This is a genomic window from Polyangium sp. 6x1 (genome assembly GCF_029946515.1).
Taxonomy (GTDB): Bacteria; Myxococcota_A; Polyangia; order Polyangiales; family Polyangiaceae; genus Polyangium.
This window is the reverse complement of record NZ_JARZHH010000128.1, coordinates 1-16117: the sequence shown is the minus strand read 5'-3', so window position 1 is coordinate 16117 and position 16117 is coordinate 1. Positions and strand designations below refer to the sequence as shown.

Below are 16117 nucleotides of genomic sequence, written 5' to 3'. Positions count from 1 at the left end.
CCCGCCGTCGCGCGCGTCGCGGGCCCGATCGCCCCGAGCGAGCGCGGCGCCGGGGAGGCGGTCGTCGGCACGCACGCGCCCTCGATCCGGCTCGGCGCGGAGGGCGCTTTGGGCGACGCGCTCGCCGCCGGAGACGGCGCGGCCTCGTGGCGCGGCGCCGTGCGGCCCGGCGCGGGCTGCGGGGCGCATCCGTGCACGAGCGTTCCGAGGAGAAGGACAAGCAGGCGACGGGACTCCGACATACGAGGGGCGATCGGGATCCTACAAGTCTCCCACGTGAATCGCGAGGAAGATTGGCATGGCTTGGAATGGGTACTCCCGAGGCGACGACGACCCTAGGTTCGCGGCATGCAGGGCCAACCGGTTCAGGCGCTCTTGCTCCGCACGCTGGAGCGCCTGTTCGAAATCCCGTCGGCCGACCTCCCCACGGCGCTCGCGCTCGCCTGCGACGCCATCGCCGAGGCGATCCATGCCGACAAGGTGGACGCGTTCCTCCTCGAGCCGACGAAGCACACGCTCGTCGCGATCGGGGCGAGCAACCAGCCGCTCTCCAGCCTCCAGCGCAAGGTGGGGCTCGACGTCCTGCCCCTCGCGAACGGCGGGCGCGCCGTGCAAGTCTTCGAGACGAGACGGCCCTTTCGCTCGGGTCGGCTGCGCGAGGATCCGGACGAGCTGAAGGGCATCCGCGAGACGCTGAAGCTCGAGTCGGTGGTGGGCGTCCCGATCGAGCTCGGCGGCGAGGTTCGTGGCGTGCTGATGGTCTGCTCGTTGAAGCGCGACTTCTTCACCGACGACGACGAGCGGTTCGTCGCGTTGATCAGCCGCTGGGTCGGCACCGTCGCCCATCGCGCCGAGCTCGTCGAGGAGATCGGACGCAACGCGGTCGAGCAAGGGCGCCGCGCGGTGGCCGAGGAGCTCGTGACGGTGCTCGCCCACGATTTGCGCAATTTCCTCTCGCCGATCAGCGCCCGCCTCCAGCTCCTCTGGCGCCGCGCCCAGCAGGACGAACGCGCGGCGGACGTGCGCGACAGCCAGGCGGCGCTGCATGGGGTCGAGCGGCTGAGTCGGCTGATCTCGGACATCCTCGACGTGGCGCGGCTCGACCAAGGCGTCTTCCGCCTCGATCTCCAGCCGGTCGATCTCGGCTCGCTCTGCTCCGAGATCGCGCGCACGCTCTCCACCCCGACGCACGAGGTCGTCGTCGCCGCGTCGGAGGAGGTCATCGTCGACGCCGATCCGTCGCGCGTGAGCCAGTGCCTCGAGAACCTCGTCTCCAACGCCATCCGCCATTCGCCGCGGGATGCGCCCGTCGTGATGATCGTCGGCACGAAATCGCTGGACCAGGGGGGTGTCGGCAGCGTCGAAGTGGTGGACGAGGGGCCGGGTGTGCCGGTCGAGCTTCTCCCACGAATCTTTGATCGATTCTACGCAGGCAAGAGCTCGACGGGCCTCGGCATCGGCCTTTACCTCGCGCGGCGCATCGCCATGGCCCACGGCGGCGCTCTCTCCGTCGAATCGTCCCCCGGCAAGGGCGCGCGCTTCCGGCTGCAGCTCCCCCTTCATCGAGACGATTGACGGGCGGGCAGGGCCATGCCGAGCCGTACCTGGACAACTGGCACCCTCCTTGCCATGGGGGCGACAAAGCCATGATCCCTTCGGCCACCCCTCTGCCGCCCTGGAGCGGCGCGGGGTGTCTCGAGGACGGCAACCATGTTACAGGAACAGACGCACCCCGGGGCACGACGATTCGCCGCACATGGCTGCCGCAGGTAAGGAGGAGAGCATGACCCATTCGAACAGGACGCTCATGGAGCGCGACATCGTGACTTGTCATGGCCTCGAGCTCGACGTGCAGATTGGCTTTCACGATATCGAGCTCAACAGAAAGCAGACGGTCAGCATTGATTTGACCATCGAGACCGACTTCCGCGTGGGACCGGATCGGGACCACCACGAAGGGCTCGCCGATTACTACGTGATCGCGAACCTCCTCGAGAAGCACGTCGCCGACCGCAAATATGATCTCGTCGAGGCGCTCGCGGTCGACATCGCGAGGGTCGTGCTCCGCGCCAATCCAACCGTGCGGGTGCGCGTGCGCGTCAACAAACGACCGCTCGATATGCCGCGCGTGCGCGTGGTCGGGGTGGAGTGCGTGCGCTCGGCCGAAGATTTCGCCGACGAGGTGGTTTCGTGCCCGCCGATCCGCGCCTGAGCCCTGACGACGGCGCGCTCCCGCGTGAGCTCGACGTCGTGATCATCGGCGCCGGGCCGGCAGGCATCTCGGCGGCCGTGGTGGCCCAGGCGCTCAAGCTCCGCGTGGCGCTCCTCGAGGCCGGCGAGAAAGCGGGCGGGCAGCTCCTCCGAAACCCGACGCCGATCCTCGACGCCCCGGGCCTCGACGTGCCGACGGGAATGGCCATGGCAGACAGGCTCATGGATCACCTCACGCGCCTGGGGGGTCAGGTGAGGACGGGCGGGAGCGCGGCGCGCGTGCATGCAGCGAGCGGCGAAGTGGAGGTCTCGGGCGAGCTTCTGCGCGCGAAGTTTCTCTTGCTCGCGACCGGGGCGCGTCCGAGGACGCTCGGGATTCCTGGGGAGAGCGGCGCGCTCGGGCGAGGCCCGTCGCCCGCGGCGCGGAGGTTCGGGGACCTCTATCGGGGGCGCACGGTGCTCGTGGTGGGCGGAGGGGATGTGGCGCTGGAGGAGGCCGCCCTGTTCGCCCGGATATGCGAGCGGGTCTTCTTGGTGCATAGGGGCAGCGAGCTCCGCGGCTGCGCTGATTTTCGCGCCGCGGTGGCGGCGGAGCCTCGGATCGAGGTGCTCCTGGAGACGACGCTCCTCTCCATCGAGGGGGAAGCAGAGGTGCGGGGCGCGCGATTGCGAGGCCCCGAGGGGGCCTTCGACGTGAAGGTGGACGGGGTTTTCATTTGCGCGGGCCTTGCGCCGAACAGCGAGCTCATCCGGGGCCAGGCCGAGCTCGACGCGCAAGGCTTCGTGCACACCGACATCCGCCAGCGAACGTCGGCCCCCCGCCTCTATGCGGCCGGCGATGTGTGCGCGGGATCGGCGTGGTCGGTGGCCGCAGCGCTTGGCCAGGCGGCCATCGCGGTCAAGGACATGGAGCGACGGCTCTGGCGGGATGAGCCGCGGTAACGAGCCTTCCCCGGCCGGCAGATCGGCTTTGGCGCCGCGCCCATCGCCCCCCCGCTCACCCCGACGCCTCTTCGGCGCCGCGCCACGCCCCGCCCTGACCGCTCCCGCCTCCGCTTGGCGCATCGCCGAGCCCCTCCCCGGCCGCGCCGACCTCCGCTTGGCGCCGCGCCAGGCCCTACCCGGACCGCTCCCGCCTCCGCTTGGCGCATCGCCGAGGCCCTCCCCGCACGCCCGAACCCACGCTCGGCGCCGCGCCAACTCCTCCCAGGACCACTCCCACCTCCGCTTGGCGCACCGCCAAGCCCGTCCCCCACCGTCCCGACCCCCCGTTGGCGCATCGCCGCTCCATTTTGGAGCATCCACCGCTCCGTTTTGGAGCACCCCACCGCTCCCTTTCGAAGCACCTCACCCGTTTCGCCCCTCGTTCCGCCCGTTCCACCCTTGGCACCACCCTTGCTGCATCCCCTGGCGAACCCGCCGCGCGGCATGCCGCCGCGCTCGTTTCAGCGAGGTGTTTCCATGTCGAAGAACAATTCCCCCGCCAAGCTGTCCCGCGCCCAGAAAGCCACCATCGGCCGCAAGCTCCACGACAACCTCGTCCTGCGCGCCCAAAAAGGGCCGCCCGAGCCCGCCCTCGACGCCTTCATTCCCCAGCTCGACGCCGTCACCGTGCGGCTCGAAGTGCACGTCGCCGGCAAGGACGAGACGAGCGCCGCGCGCGCCGCGCATACCGACCGCAGCGAGAAGGCCGATATCGAGGTCGATACCGTCGCCCGGCACATCGAGGGGTATCTCGACGTCGAGGCCAGCCGCAAGTCAGGTCCCCACATCGCCTCGACCCGCGCGCTCCACGCCGCCGCATTCCCGCAAGGGCGCGCGTTTCTCGATGATCACATTCCCGACGAGAACCGGGAGATCCGACGCGTCCTCGCCGTCCTGCGCGCGCCCGAGCACGCGATGACGCTCGCCGGGATTTCGTTTCCAATGGGATGGATCGATCGTCTCGAATCCGCGGTCGGCGAGAGTGACTTCGCGCTCGGCGAGAGAGCGACAGCGCGCGGCGCCGTCGGCGACCACATCAGCCTCGGGAAGGACGCGGAGGCCGCGTGGGTCGACGTGGTCGGGCGCCTGCGGAAGTATCTCGAATGGCGCATTTCGGCGGGGGACATCGAGACCGCCGTGGAGAGCCGCGCCCTCGTCGCCCCGCTGAACGACGCCATCGCCCACGCCAAGGCCCTCGCCGCCGCGCGCGCGACGCGTCGGACGAAGAAGACGGCCGACCCGGCCGCCGAGACGACGGGCTGACCTCACCGCCGCGCCGGGGCTCTGCCCCGGGCCCCGCGGGGGCTGTTCGCCCCTCGACCCGAACCAGGGCACAGCCCTGGACCTCAGGGGGAAGAACTGCGCGATGCGCAGTTCTTCCCACAGGCCGCCGCTGGTACCACGTCGCCCGTTGAACCGTCCGCGCCGCCGTCTTGGCTTTAGGGTCTCAGCCTGCGCCTTTGGGCCGAATGCCGAGGAGCGCGAGCGCGTCGGCCCAGAGGGGCCAGAGCGTGCGGTAGGGGTGGGCGAGGAGGACGAGCCCGCCCTTGTCGAGGCGCTCGACATAGGACGGCGTGTGCTCCTTGATGAAGCGGTCGTGGTCGTCGGAGTCCGAAGGGACTCCCTCATGACTCTCTACCGCAGGGTCTCGCATGTCATTGAGCGCCTGAATGACATCCGGCTCGACAGCTCTCCATTCGGGATCGATTTTGCCAGCGCATACCTGGAGGGCCTCCACGAGGACGCTCGGGGACAGGTCCATCGCCGCCAGCACCTCTTCGCGCTTCAACATACTTTCGTCGAGGAGGGAAATGCTGCTGCCTCGCGGCGCTGCTTCGACGCGCGCCCGCAATGCGTCGATCGAAGCGCCCGCGGCGAGCTTGTTCGGCTCGTCGTCGTGCAGGTCGATCCACGACAGCGCGAGGTCGCGCATGGGGTTTCCATCGGCGTGGTAGGTGGATCCATTGAGGATCGGAACGTGCCGAGGCGTCCCCCCGGAGCAACCGGCGGTCGTGAACGCCGCGCTGGACGTGCAGATCCGGACGAGGATCTCGTAAATATCGTTCACCGCCATGCGCCAGGCGACGCCGGCCACCATCTCCACCGTAGAGCGGCCCCGTTTCTTCGCGAGCGCCACGCGCGATGGGAAAAGGACCCCACCCATCCAAGAACTGCACTGGACCGGCGCTCCATAGCTTCGTTCGAGGAGCCGATCGCAGCGCACGGTCGCGCCAAATTCCATCGCGGCGCCCGAGCATCCCTTCAGCTCGAAGAACGCGTGGGAGTAGCCATGCCGTGGGTAGGTGTCGCGCAGCAGACGCGCCGCGTCTGTCATGCACAGCGAAACCACCTTTGAAGGGTTCACGTCGTCTGGGTCGGCGACGTCCCAACGGTCCGACGCGCCGACCAGCGCCGACACGGCTGCTATGAAGGCTTCGATTCGGTTCGCCTCAGGACACCACGCATCGAACCATGGCCACGGTTGAAACGGACGATCGCTGTCCGGCTCGCTGTCATCGTCCTCCGCATCGCTGTCGTTGTTCTGCTCGCTCATAGCTCCACCACCCAGACGACGAGGTTGCTCCATCCGGTCATGGTCACGAACTTCCCCGTGGAGTCGACCAACTTCCCATCTTTCAAACCATAACCTTTCTTCAGCGTCGACCCCACTTGCCTGAAAATCTGCACCCGCTCCACGTCTTGAGCAAGGTTGTTCTCTGCCAGCTTGGTCAGGGTGTTGTTGAGCTGGAAGACCGCCTTCTCCACGTTGACGGTTGCCGTGGTGCCTCCCTTGATTTCACTGAGGACGAGCTTGTCTGCCGGGGAGACCGATATGTAGTCACATGCGTTGGAGACGCCCCGGATCTGCGACGGATTGATCTTCAGCACCCGCCGCACCGCCTCGTCCCCCACGGCCAGCATCTCATTGCCCTGGTTCTTCATCAAGTAGAGCCCCGCCTGCTGCTCGAACACGTTGCCGGCCGTCTTGGCGCTTTCGATGACGCCCCTGAGGCTTTTATACGTCCCCCTCCGGTTCGTCCGCAAGACCTCGAGGAACTCGTCGCTGTACCCGACAATCCCCGCCGCGACGATCTTCGCCCCCGGCTTGACCCCGGCCGCCTTGATACCCGCCCAGGCCTTCGTGATCTGCCCAAACCCGAACCCGACTCCCGAGAAGATCCGCTCCTCCGTGGACAGATCCTTCCCCCCGGGCAAACACAAGAGCTTCCCCGTCACCGCCTCGCAGAGGTCGAGCGCCGGCCCCGCATACGGCACGAACCCGATCCCAATGCGCGACGACGCATGCACGAGCGTCTGCATCACCTCCGCATACGCCGCCGCCCCTTGCCCGACGGTCGACATCGCGCCGGCGAAGGCTCGCACCGTCTCCATGAACGAGCCCTGCTCCGGCCCGAGCGCGATCGCCTCCCACACATTGAGGCTCTCCTTCATCTGCTCCGCGAGATCGCCGAAAGCATTCTTCAGGACGCCATCCACCTGCGCCCGAACATCCGGCGGGACCGGCGAATCCAGAAACCAATCCGACGCATCCATGTACTGCCGCACGGAATCCGTGACGCGCACCTGCGCCGAAAGAAAAGCGCTCGTCTCCGCCTGCGAGACCGTCACTCGTTCGAGCAGGGCCTTCTCGATCGCCGCCGTATTCGACCGCCACGCCCGCACGTTCGTCACGAAGTCCCCGCGCAGGACCACCTTGCCGCCCTCGACGTCCTGCGAAAGCGCCTCGATCACGGCGTCCGCATACGCCGCATAAGGATCCTTCCCCGGCTCGAACGCCCCCGCCGCGCCTGAAACATCGGGCACCTCGACCCACGGCACCTCCGACGACGTCAGCGAATACTCGAACGGATCATCCGGCGAATACCCCGCCGCCCGCGCCTCGCCCGTCACCAGATCCGCCACCGCGTCCGCCTGCGCGCCGAAATGGTCGAGCAAGCTCGCGAGCTCGTCCTTCAAGTCCTGCACGCTCTTCTTCAGATCCGCGAGGAGCTGCTTCAGCGCAACACGCGTGGTCTCGTCGACCACGTCTCCGTACCGCTCCAAGATCGCGTCGAGGTCCACCTCGCTGATCTCGTCCAGCGGCCGAGACACGAGGTCATGCAATTCCGTGTCGAGCTGCTGGAGCATGTCGAGCCGCTCGGCGAGGTTCGCGGCCTCGGAGGCGTGCTCGATCAGCCACTTCCGCTCGGCCGCGATCTCGACCTCCAGGGTCGCGATGGCCTGCGCGAGAGGCGGGTTGATCTCCGAGAGCGTGAGGCCAACCTGCGTGCTGCCGCTGAAGGCGGTCCCGTCGCGGCGGACGTTGAACAGCGGCTTTTCGATCCCGAGCGGGAGCGAGACGAGGGTCACGAAGTTCTGCTGCCGGACGCAGGCATCGTTGCCCATGGCGTTCTGGATGCCGAACCTGAATTCGTTTGCGCCCATGCGTAACAGAACCGAGTCGAACGGGGCTTCCGCCACGTTGCTCCGTGGACCGTCGGGGATTGCGACGTATGCCCCGGGGACCTCGAAGGTCGGGAGCGGGACCTGGTTCGCGTGGAAATACGCGCCGCCGGGGACGCCGAGCCGGGCATCCTCGCAAGAGTTGCTCTCCTGAAGCCACTCCCAATGCACGCTGTACGGCGTCCCCGCCCGCGCAGATGCAGGTGTGCTCAGCACGAGCACGACGATCCAGAAAATAAGCACGCGATTCATGTCCCCTCCGCGCCGCGCAACGCGGCATCGTGCAAAACGGCAGCGCCCTTCACATCGCCCGCCTCGAGCTTTGCCGCCGCAGCGTCCAGCAATCCGCCGCCCACCCCTTGCGCCTTCATCGTCGAAAGCCCCGTCTTGATCAGCCCCGGCAGCGTGGTCGCACGGTACGTCACCGCCGCCTTGAAATGCGGACGCATCGCCGCGCAGCCGGCCTCGCGCCACGACGACGAGGGCAATTCGCAGAGCGGGCGCATCTGCAAGAAGGCCGTGACCTCGTCGTATCGCTTCGCGAGATACGGGATCGACAGCTTCACTCCAAGCGGCGGCGCCTTCTCGAACGCGAGCACCTGCGCCTCCGCGCTCTCGTGAAACGTCACCTCCGCCTTCGCGATCTTCGCTTCCGCGACCGTGTCCCGCACGGCTTGGCTCTCATCGAGCAATTGCAGCGCTTGCCTGCGCATGGCGATCCCGAAGAGGAGCGCCATGGCCGCCCGATCACTCCGGCGCACGCGCCGCTCGACGTACCCGAGCATCGCGTGGTTCGATCGCTGCGCGCTCGACGTCATGTCCGGATTCGCCGCGCCATGCGTGGTCATGAAATCCGCGTGCGGAGCGAGCTTCTCCTGCGACGTGACCTCGAATTGGGCGATCTCCGCTGAGAGCTTCATCGCCCGGAGGGCCATTTCCTGCGGCCCCGCGCTCGCGCCATGCGCCGCTTCGAGGATCGCCGTCTCGATCGCGTCGAGCTCGGTCACGGCCGCCGTCGACGCCTTCGCCGCGAGCTTCGCATACGTGTCCAGCTCCGCGGACTCCGTCTTCCGATACGCCGCAAAATCCGCCGCGAGATCCGCATAGGCCCCCGACAGCGACCCGACATCGAGCGTCACCTGATCGAGGATTCCCTGCACGGCGCCGATCGATTGCTTATCCGCGGCGATCTCCGCGACGAGCGGACCTTTTTCGCTGTTCGCCTTCGCCACGAGCGCCACCTCGAAGCCTCCCACGGCGTCGACCGGCTCTTGTTCCAGCAGTTCCTTTTGCTGGATGCGAGCCGACCCGAGCAGGTTCCGGAGCCGCCCATCCATGCTCGCCTTGTAAGACTCCGCGCTCCGCTGCTCGTCACGCACGTACCCGAGGGCGCGATCGATATCCCCGAACCACCGTTCCATATTGGCGGGGCTCGTCACGAGAGCGTCGAGCGTCATCCCCTCCGGCCGTTCGGCCCACATCTGAATAGGGTCTGAGCCGCGCGCCGCCGCTTGGCTCCACGCGCTCGCAGGCCCCTCGCCCGGCGAAACGCAAAACTCGCCTCCTTCCACAGGTGCCGCGCAAATGCGGCCCTGCCCTTCGTCCTCCCCGAACGACCACAAACACCCAGGCAACACGACGCCCGGCGCCGCGGCGACGAGCGCCGCGACGAGAAGAGCCCCTCGCCTCATCTGGAAACCCCTCCTGTGATGAGCTGTGGCCTATCTATCAGGAGGACGAACGGGTCGGGAAAGACAAAACACGGCACGCGCGGACGTTGTCTGTCCGGGGTCGGCGCCCCTCTGCCGACCCTCGCTACGCCGGGGCGCCGCCCCGGATTGCGTGGAGAGGGAGGGCGTTTTCCCTCACGGCGCCCGATACCGCGCCGTCACCCACACCGTCCGCCCCGGCAGCGGAAACCCCAAAAAGTCACTGACAGGCACGGCCACGCTCGTTCGCGAGAGCGGCGACGGCACCCGCAACGTGCGCACGTCGAACAGGTTCTGCACTTCGACGCCCATGCGCAGCGACGGGACGCGCGGCACGTCGAGCGACGCGCCCGCGCCGTGGAAGAGGCGCGCCGGGACCAGGATCGTGCCCGCCGTGTCGACCGTCGTGCCCGCCACCGCGTCGATGCCGTACCGGAGGCGCACCGGGCCGAATCGATACGCCGCGTCGTACGAGAGGTCGTGCAGCGGGCGGCCCGGTAAGGATCGGCCGCGCGAGAGCGGATCCTCGCCGAGGTTTTCCGTGTGCATGAGCGTGTAGCTCAACGTGGTCGCGAGGTCCGCGCCGACGAGCGAGGCCGAGACCTCCGCGCCCGCGAGCCGCGCAGCGTCGATGTTGCTCGCGCGGAACGTGCTGCGGCCGAGCGGGAGAAACATGATGAGGTCGCGCTGCGAGGTGATGAACCCGACGAGCTCGTAGCGAAACGACACGCGCCCCGCCGCGACGTCGCCGTGCACGCCCACGTCGGCCGCGAGCGCGCTCTCGATGCGCAAGCGCGGGTCGCCGAGCAAGCTGCCACGATCACCGTAGAGCTCGACGAAGCTCGGGAAGCGGCGAAGGTAGCCCGCGTGCGCCGAGAGGATCGCCGCGTCCGCGAAGCGGTACGAGGCGCCGAGGTGGCCACTCGGGACGAGGTCTCTCGCCGTCGGGCTCGTGTCGCCGGTCGGAGAGAGCGCGCGAGGGACGTCGGTCGCGTGGTCCTGTCGCGCATCGAGGCGCGCCGTGGCGAAGAGGCGGAGCGGTTCGAACGGGCGCACTTCGTACTCGACGCCGAGACCCCCCGCGATGCGCGAGGCCGTGGTGCCCGCGAGGACGCTGCTCGTCTCCGGTGGCGCGAGCGATTCGCCGCGAAGGTCGAGGAAGACGCCGAGGGTCGAGCTCCGCGCGTGCGGGAAGGCGCGGCGGTAGCCGATGGAGCCGCCCGCCCCGAGGATCGTCTGCCGCGCGTCGACGGCAACACGCGTGGGATCGATCTCGCCGTTCGGATCCGAGAAGGCCGCGCCCTCGCGTCGTCCCCACGCTTGCAAGCGGAGCGAGCCACGCGCGACGTCACGCACGGTGGCGTCGACGCCGAGGACGACGCGATTCGTTTCGAGGCGCGGGAGCAGCGTGGGGAACGTGGCCGAACCGGGCAGGCCGACGCGGCGCGCGTCGACGAGGAAGAGCGCGCCGACCGTGCCCCAGGATCGTTCGAGCGCGACGCGGCCGATCGTGCCCGCGGAGACGACGCCCGCGTTCGTGCGCGTCTGCGTGTCGAGTTTGTTCGTGCGCGGGTTCGTGATCTCGTACGGGAAGTCGCCGTCCGAGCGCGCGCCGAAGACGCCGAGGCCAATCGTGACGTCGCCGATCTTGCGCGCGTCGCTCGCGCGAACCTTGAGCGCGCCGAAGGAGCCCGCGAGCGCTTGCCACTCGGTGCGCGCGCCGGCGAGCGGCGTCGGCGGATCGATGACGAGGACGCCGCCGAGGTAGCCGGTGGCGCCGAGCGAAGCAGGCGCGAAGCTGCGGTAGACGCGGTAAGTGGCGCCGGGCCAGAGCGGGAGTGAGCCGACGTCGAACGAAGGATCCGCGCCGCTCGTGAGCGGGATGCCGGCGAGCAAGACGCCGACCTGCGTGGACGCCGATCCACGGATGGAGAGCGTCGACTGCGCGCCGTCCGCGCCGAGGCGTCGCACGTGCACGCTCGGCAGCTCGGCGAGGATCGAGGCCGCGTCGATGGGCTCGCGGGCGCGATCGTCGATCGAGGCGCGCGTGACGAACGCAGGCGCCGTGGAGCCGCGGACGGTGACGTCGATCGACGCGGGCTTCGGCAAAGCATCGGCGTCGCCTTCATCCGCAGCCTGGCCGCGCGCGGGCGTCACGAGCGCCGCGACGAACGCGGCCGCGACGACGAAACGTGCGCTCGTGCGGGAAGACATGCCGATCCGGGGTGTGGGTCACCCGTGGTGCGACGGGGACGAACCGTGCCGCTCGTAGATCGATCCACACCGCGAGGCGAGCGTTTGCTGTGCTTTCGCCGCTCCCGACGCAAAAAGCCGCGGAGAGCGGCCCTGCGCTGGAAACACGAGTGACCACCGGGCGAACGAGTTGATGCTGGTTCCTTCCTTCCCGGAAATTCTGCTGCTACGAAGGTTCCATGAAGACGCGCACGACACACCGCTTGCTTGCTGCAGGCCTGGCTGCCGCTGGGGCCTTCGTGGCGTACTCGCCGGATGCCCACGCCGTCGACTGGGTGATCAAGAACCCGTCGCAACACCCGGCGTACCGGGCCGAGCTCGAGCCGCACGCCAACTTCATCCTGTTCCGCCGTGGTTATGGCGTCGGTCGGTTCGGCACGGGCGCCGAGCTCGGCGGTGGCTTCCGCGCCACGATCGAGCTCGCCGATCCGGCGTTCATCAAGAAGATCAACAACACGATCGGCATCTCGTTCGGCGTTGATTTCACCGAGTGTCGCTACTGTCGCTACTACCGCGACAACTACCTCATCTGGTCGCCGGTGGCGCTCCAGTGGAACTTCTTCCTGACGAGGAGCTGGAGCGCGTTCGCCGAGGTCGGCGGCATCGTGCGCTCCGAAGGCGCCTTCCGGTACATCGACATCGACTTCGCCACGTGGATCGGCACGCGCATCCACTTCAACGACAACATCGCGCTCACCTTCCGCCTCGGCTACCCGATGTTCAGCGTGGGCGTGTCCTTCTTCGTCGGGAGCTGACCGACGCCCGAGGGCGGCCCGCCTCCCCGCCCCCCGGGGACGGGGCCGCCCGCGCCGGGCCCTCGCCTCCGGCGCCCCGCCGGAGGGGGCCCCTCGCGAGCCTCCCTTTCGAGCCAGAAAGCACGGTAAAGCTGGTCATCCGAGCGTATCTCGCGCGTGCGGATCGTCAGCCGCGCAGGTAGACTGGCGTCGATGTTCGGCATCCTGGCCCTCGCCTTGCTGATGGTGGTCCACGAAGGAGGGCACTTCCTCGCGGCGCGTACGTTCGGGATGCGCGTGTTGAAGTTCTCGATCGGGTTCGGACCGACGTTCTTCAAGATCTCCCCGAAGGACGGCCACTACTGGTTCCTCTCGGCCGGCGAGAAGGTGAAGCTCCGGCTCTGGAAACACGACGCCGAGAAGCAAGGGCCGACGGTCTACCAGGTCGCGATGATCCCGTTCCTCGCGTACGTGCAGATCGCCGGGATGAACCCGCTCGAAGAGACGGACCCGAAGGACAAGGGCAACTTCTCGAACGGGAGCCTCTGGGGCCGCATCGTCACGATCTTCAGCGGCCCGCTCGCGAACTACATCTTCGCCTCGGTGTTCTTCTTCGGCGCGACGCTCTACGGCGGCAAAGCGGCCGAGGTCGTCATCAACAACGAGCGTCAACTGCTCACGTACGTCGACGCGCTGCCGGGGAGGCCGGCGCACGCGGCAGGCGTGCAGCCGGGCGACAAGATCGTCGAGGTCGCCGGCACGCCCGTCACGACGTGGAACGAGATGGCGGAGCAGATCTCGAAGCGCCCGGGCGAGGCGATCAAGGTGGTGGTCGAGCGCAAGGTCGACGAGAGCCACGAGGAGCGCAAGACGCTCGACCTCACGCCCTCGAACGAGGAGGGCAAGGGCAAGATCGGCGTCGCGCCGCACAAGCTGCCCGTGCCGATCAAGGAAGCGGCGATCTTCGCGCTGACCGAGCCGCCGAAGGTGGTGAAGAGCATCGGCGCGGGTCTGTCGCAGCTCTTCCGCGGCAACACCGACGACCTCGGCGGCCCGCTGCGGATGATGAAGGAGACCGAGGAGGCCGCGAAGCAAGGGCTCGCCGCGTACCTGTGGCTGCTCGGCGTGCTGTCGGCCTACATCGGGATCTTCAACCTGCTGCCGTTCCCTGCGCTCGACGGCGGGAGGCTCGTGTTCCTCGCGTACGAGGCGGTGACGCGGCGCAAGCCGAACGCGATGGTCGAGGTCTACACGAACGCGTTCGGCATCCTGTCGCTGCTCGGCCTCGCGCTGTACATCACGGTCTTCAAAGACGTGCCGCACATGCTCTCGAAGTGATCACGATGGAACGCACGCTCCTCGGCGCCACGCTCGCGGCCTTCCTCCTCGTCGGCGCCTCTGGCTGCGTGACGCCCCACGTGAGCCTCGCGGAAGGCCCGCGCGAGTACGTCGCGACGGACTACGAGAGCGTGCTGCGCAAGTGGACGCGCACCGAGGATCTGTTCGCGGTGAGCGAGCTCGAAAACTACCTCACCGCGACGGCGACGTTCGAGTCGTGGGATTTCCGCTGGGCCTACGTCGTGCGCTACGTGCAGGACTACCGGCTCACGATCGATCAACGAAAGAAGCTGCTCGAGCGCACGCTCGAAGAGACGCGGCAGCGGCACCAGTTCTTCGTCGCGCTCTACGGCGGCGAGCGTCGCTACAACGATCTGACGAAGCCCGACAGCGCGTGGATCGTGCGGCTGATCGACGACACCGGCAACGAGACGGCGCCGGAGGAGATCACGGCGATCACGAAGCCGAACGCGCTCGAACGGACGTACTTCCCGTACATGACCGTGCACCGGCAGGGCTTCCGGATCCGCTTCCCGCGCGCGACGGCGGACGGGAGGCCGACGATCTCACCACAAGCGAAGTGGTTCGGGATCCGCTTCGCCGGCGCGCAAGGCAACAACGAGCTCCTGTGGACGATCGAGGAGACAGGTGCCGTGGAAGGGACGAGCTCCGCCGATCCGACGAACCCGAACCCGCCGGCCGCCGATCCACGCAGCACGACAACCGCCGTGCGCTGAGCGGAACGGCTCCCTTCTTCTCGCCTCTCTCCCCTCTCCTCCCCTCTCCCGAGAGGGAGAGGGGCCGGGGGTGAGGGAGTCCTTCAGCGCGAAAGCAACTCGCCCAAGAGCGGGACTTCCTGCGCGAGCTGAAGCGCGACCTTGCGATCGCCGACGAGGAGAATCACGCCCGAGGCCATCGCGCGCGACGTGAGCGGCGCAGGCACGCCAGCCCAGAGCGCGTCAGCGAAGAGGAGCTCGCCTGCGCGGGCCTCGCCGACGACAGCCGCCGGATCACCCTCCAGGATCTCGACGCCGCCTCCGACGACGACGACGAGCCCGGGCATCGGATCGTTCTCCTGCGTGATCGTCTCGCCCGACTCGACGACGCGCATGTCGAAGCGCGTGACGAGGTCGTCGCGGGTCTTGCCGTCGAGCCCGCCGAGTGCGCCGAGCGCGAGGCCCGCGCGCGCCTGCAAGCGATCGGCGGTCACCTTGCAGTCGTCGAGGACCCAGGGGCAGGAGCGAAGCGCCTGGTCGAAGGTGGCCTCGTCCCACGAGGCGATCTGCGCGCCGCTCGCGCCGGTGACGAGGCGCATGGAGAAGGCGCCTTCGAGCGAGCCGCGCGACGTCAAGAACGAGCGCGGTCCGGCGACGTGGCCGGGCACGGTCGCATCGGCGGCGTAGACGGAGACCTCGCCCGCGAGCACGAGCGTCACGCCGAGCGGGCGCGTCTGGCCGGGGCCGAGGTCCTCGATCTTCGCGGCGCGCGAGAGGGCGCGCTGCACGTCCTCGGGCAGGTCCTGGAGCGGCTCGATCGCTTCGAGCACCACGTCGCCGATGCGCGGCGGTCCCGAGGAGAGCGGCGCAGGCTCGACAGCGGCCGCCGGCACGGTCTTCGGTGCGGCCGGCGGCGCCACGGTCTTCGGGGCCTCGGCCGCAGGCTGGGCCGCGTCAGGCTTCATCGCGGTGAGCGCGGCGCGGGCGGTGGGGGCGGCCGCGGCGGGGCGCGGGGGCGCGGCAGGCGGCGGCATCGTGGTGCTGGACCGCTTCATGGCCTCGGGGACGGCAGGCGCCGTCTTCGCCGGCGGAGGCACGGCCCAGCCGGGCTCCTTGTCCGGCGCCGGTTGCGTGGCGACGGTCGGAGGCTTCGGGACGCGGAGCGCGTTCGCCGCGATGGGGCTCTGGAGCGTGTCGGCGAGGGCGCGACGCGCGGCGGGGTTGATGCCGCCGGTCGCGGGCTTGTTCGGAACGGTGACCTTCGCGGCTTCGGGCGGAGGCGCGTCGCCCTTGAGGACGGGCGCTTGGGGTTTCGCCTCGGGGCGCGGCTCGGCGACGGGCGGCGAGGGCGTGGTGAGGGGCGCTGCGGCCTTCTCGGCCGGCTTCGGTACGGGGGCCGGCGTGGGGGCCTTCGGGGGCACGCTCGGCGCGCGCGGGCCCTGCTTTTGCGGGACGGTCGCGGCCTGGGTCGTGAGTTGTCCCGGCGCGGGCGCGGGCGCAGGTTCGGGGGTGTCCACCGCTGCCGCAGGAGTGGGCGCCGCGGGAGCAGGCGCCGCAGGAGCAGCCGCCGCGGGAGCCGGCGCAGGCGCAGGCGGTTCGGCCACGGCAGGGACCGGCGGGGGCGGCGGCACAGCCGCGGCCTCGGTCGGCGCATCGGCGACGGGCGGCGGGAGCGGCGGCGGCCGCACGGAAGGCGGCTGCGGAGGCA

General features: G+C 69.0%; 11 protein-coding genes and 2 pseudogenes. 7 read left to right on the top strand and 6 right to left on the bottom strand.

Going from position 1 to position 16117, the window contains the following annotated elements; all coding sequences use genetic code 11:
* Positions 1–242: pseudogene (locus QHF85_RS48255) on the bottom strand (hypothetical protein); the annotation flags it as partial.
* A gap of 106 nt (positions 243–348) precedes the next feature.
* Between QHF85_RS48255 and QHF85_RS48250 the strand changes: the two are divergent.
* The 4 genes from QHF85_RS48250 to QHF85_RS48235 all read left to right on the top strand — a co-directional run bounded on the left by QHF85_RS48250 (position 349) and on the right by QHF85_RS48235 (position 4458).
* The gene (locus QHF85_RS48250) at positions 349–1575 is read left to right on the top strand and encodes a GAF domain-containing sensor histidine kinase (RefSeq protein WP_281334311.1); all 1227 of its coding nucleotides are present in this window, start codon (positions 349–351) and stop codon (positions 1573–1575) included.
* A gap of 208 nt (positions 1576–1783) precedes the next feature.
* Complete coding sequence (locus QHF85_RS48245; RefSeq protein WP_281334310.1) at positions 1784–2212, top strand: dihydroneopterin aldolase; 429 nt, start codon at positions 1784–1786, stop codon at positions 2210–2212.
* On the top strand, positions 2191–3153 hold the full coding sequence (locus QHF85_RS48240) for an FAD-dependent oxidoreductase (RefSeq protein WP_281334309.1): 963 nt from the start codon (positions 2191–2193) through the stop codon (positions 3151–3153). Before QHF85_RS48245 ends, QHF85_RS48240 begins: the two co-directional genes overlap by 22 nt.
* A 519-nt stretch (positions 3154–3672) precedes the next feature.
* Entirely contained in the window at positions 3673–4458 is a 786-nt protein-coding gene (locus QHF85_RS48235) for a hypothetical protein (protein ID WP_281334308.1), read from the top strand.
* Positions 4459–4642: 184 nt separating this feature from the next.
* Here the strand turns inward: QHF85_RS48235 and QHF85_RS48230 are convergent, their stop codons facing one another.
* From QHF85_RS48230 to QHF85_RS48215, 4 genes are all read right to left on the bottom strand, one after another.
* Complete coding sequence (locus QHF85_RS48230) at positions 4643–5749, bottom strand: hypothetical protein (RefSeq protein ID WP_281334307.1); 1107 nt, start codon at positions 5747–5749, stop codon at positions 4643–4645.
* Entirely contained in the window at positions 5746–7911 is a 2166-nt protein-coding gene (locus QHF85_RS48225) for a hypothetical protein (RefSeq protein WP_281334306.1), read from the bottom strand. Before QHF85_RS48225 ends, QHF85_RS48230 begins: the two co-directional genes overlap by 4 nt.
* A complete protein-coding gene (locus tag QHF85_RS48220; RefSeq protein WP_281334305.1) occupies positions 7908–9116 on the bottom strand; it encodes a hypothetical protein in 1209 nt (402 codons plus the stop codon). The genes QHF85_RS48225 and QHF85_RS48220 overlap by 4 nt, the downstream gene beginning before the upstream one ends.
* 408 nt (positions 9117–9524) lie before the next feature.
* Positions 9525–11582, bottom strand: coding sequence for a TonB-dependent receptor (locus QHF85_RS48215; RefSeq protein ID WP_281334304.1), 2058 nt, complete (start codon positions 11580–11582; stop codon positions 9525–9527).
* Positions 11583–11800: 218 nt separating this feature from the next.
* On the opposite strand from QHF85_RS48215, the gene QHF85_RS48210 reads away from it, so the two are divergent.
* From QHF85_RS48210 to QHF85_RS48200, 3 genes are all read left to right on the top strand, one after another.
* Positions 11801–12376, top strand: coding sequence for a hypothetical protein (locus QHF85_RS48210; protein WP_281334303.1), 576 nt, complete (start codon positions 11801–11803; stop codon positions 12374–12376).
* A 192-nt stretch (positions 12377–12568) separates the two neighbouring features.
* Positions 12569–13693, top strand: a complete 1125-nt coding sequence (locus QHF85_RS48205) for a M50 family metallopeptidase (RefSeq protein WP_281334302.1) — start codon at positions 12569–12571, stop codon at positions 13691–13693.
* Between the two features lie 5 nt (positions 13694–13698).
* Positions 13699–14430 (top strand): hypothetical protein, encoded by a 732-nt coding sequence (locus tag QHF85_RS48200; RefSeq protein WP_281334301.1) that lies wholly within the window; start codon positions 13699–13701, stop codon positions 14428–14430.
* 83 nt (positions 14431–14513) lie between these two features.
* Here the strand turns inward: QHF85_RS48200 and QHF85_RS48195 are convergent.
* A pseudogene (locus QHF85_RS48195) lies at positions 14514–16117 on the bottom strand (hypothetical protein); the annotation flags it as partial.

Coding starts and splice junctions, on each gene's coding strand:
- QHF85_RS48210 (WP_281334303.1), top strand. CDS start 11,801: ATGAAGACGCGCACGACACACCGCTTGCTTGCTGCAGGCCTGGCTGCC.
- QHF85_RS48220 (WP_281334305.1), bottom strand. CDS start 9,116: ATGACGCTCGACGCTCTCGTGACGAGCCCCGCCAATATGGAACGGTGG.
- QHF85_RS48230 (WP_281334307.1), bottom strand. CDS start 5,749: ATGAGCGAGCAGAACAACGACAGCGATGCGGAGGACGATGACAGCGAG.
- QHF85_RS48200 (WP_281334301.1), top strand. CDS start 13,699: ATGGAACGCACGCTCCTCGGCGCCACGCTCGCGGCCTTCCTCCTCGTC.
- QHF85_RS48225 (WP_281334306.1), bottom strand. CDS start 7,911: ATGAATCGCGTGCTTATTTTCTGGATCGTCGTGCTCGTGCTGAGCACA.
- QHF85_RS48205 (WP_281334302.1), top strand. CDS start 12,569: ATGTTCGGCATCCTGGCCCTCGCCTTGCTGATGGTGGTCCACGAAGGA.
- QHF85_RS48250 (WP_281334311.1), top strand. CDS start 349: ATGCAGGGCCAACCGGTTCAGGCGCTCTTGCTCCGCACGCTGGAGCGC.
- QHF85_RS48235 (WP_281334308.1), top strand. CDS start 3,673: ATGTCGAAGAACAATTCCCCCGCCAAGCTGTCCCGCGCCCAGAAAGCC.
- QHF85_RS48245 (WP_281334310.1), top strand. CDS start 1,784: ATGACCCATTCGAACAGGACGCTCATGGAGCGCGACATCGTGACTTGT.
- QHF85_RS48215 (WP_281334304.1), bottom strand. CDS start 11,582: ATGTCTTCCCGCACGAGCGCACGTTTCGTCGTCGCGGCCGCGTTCGTC.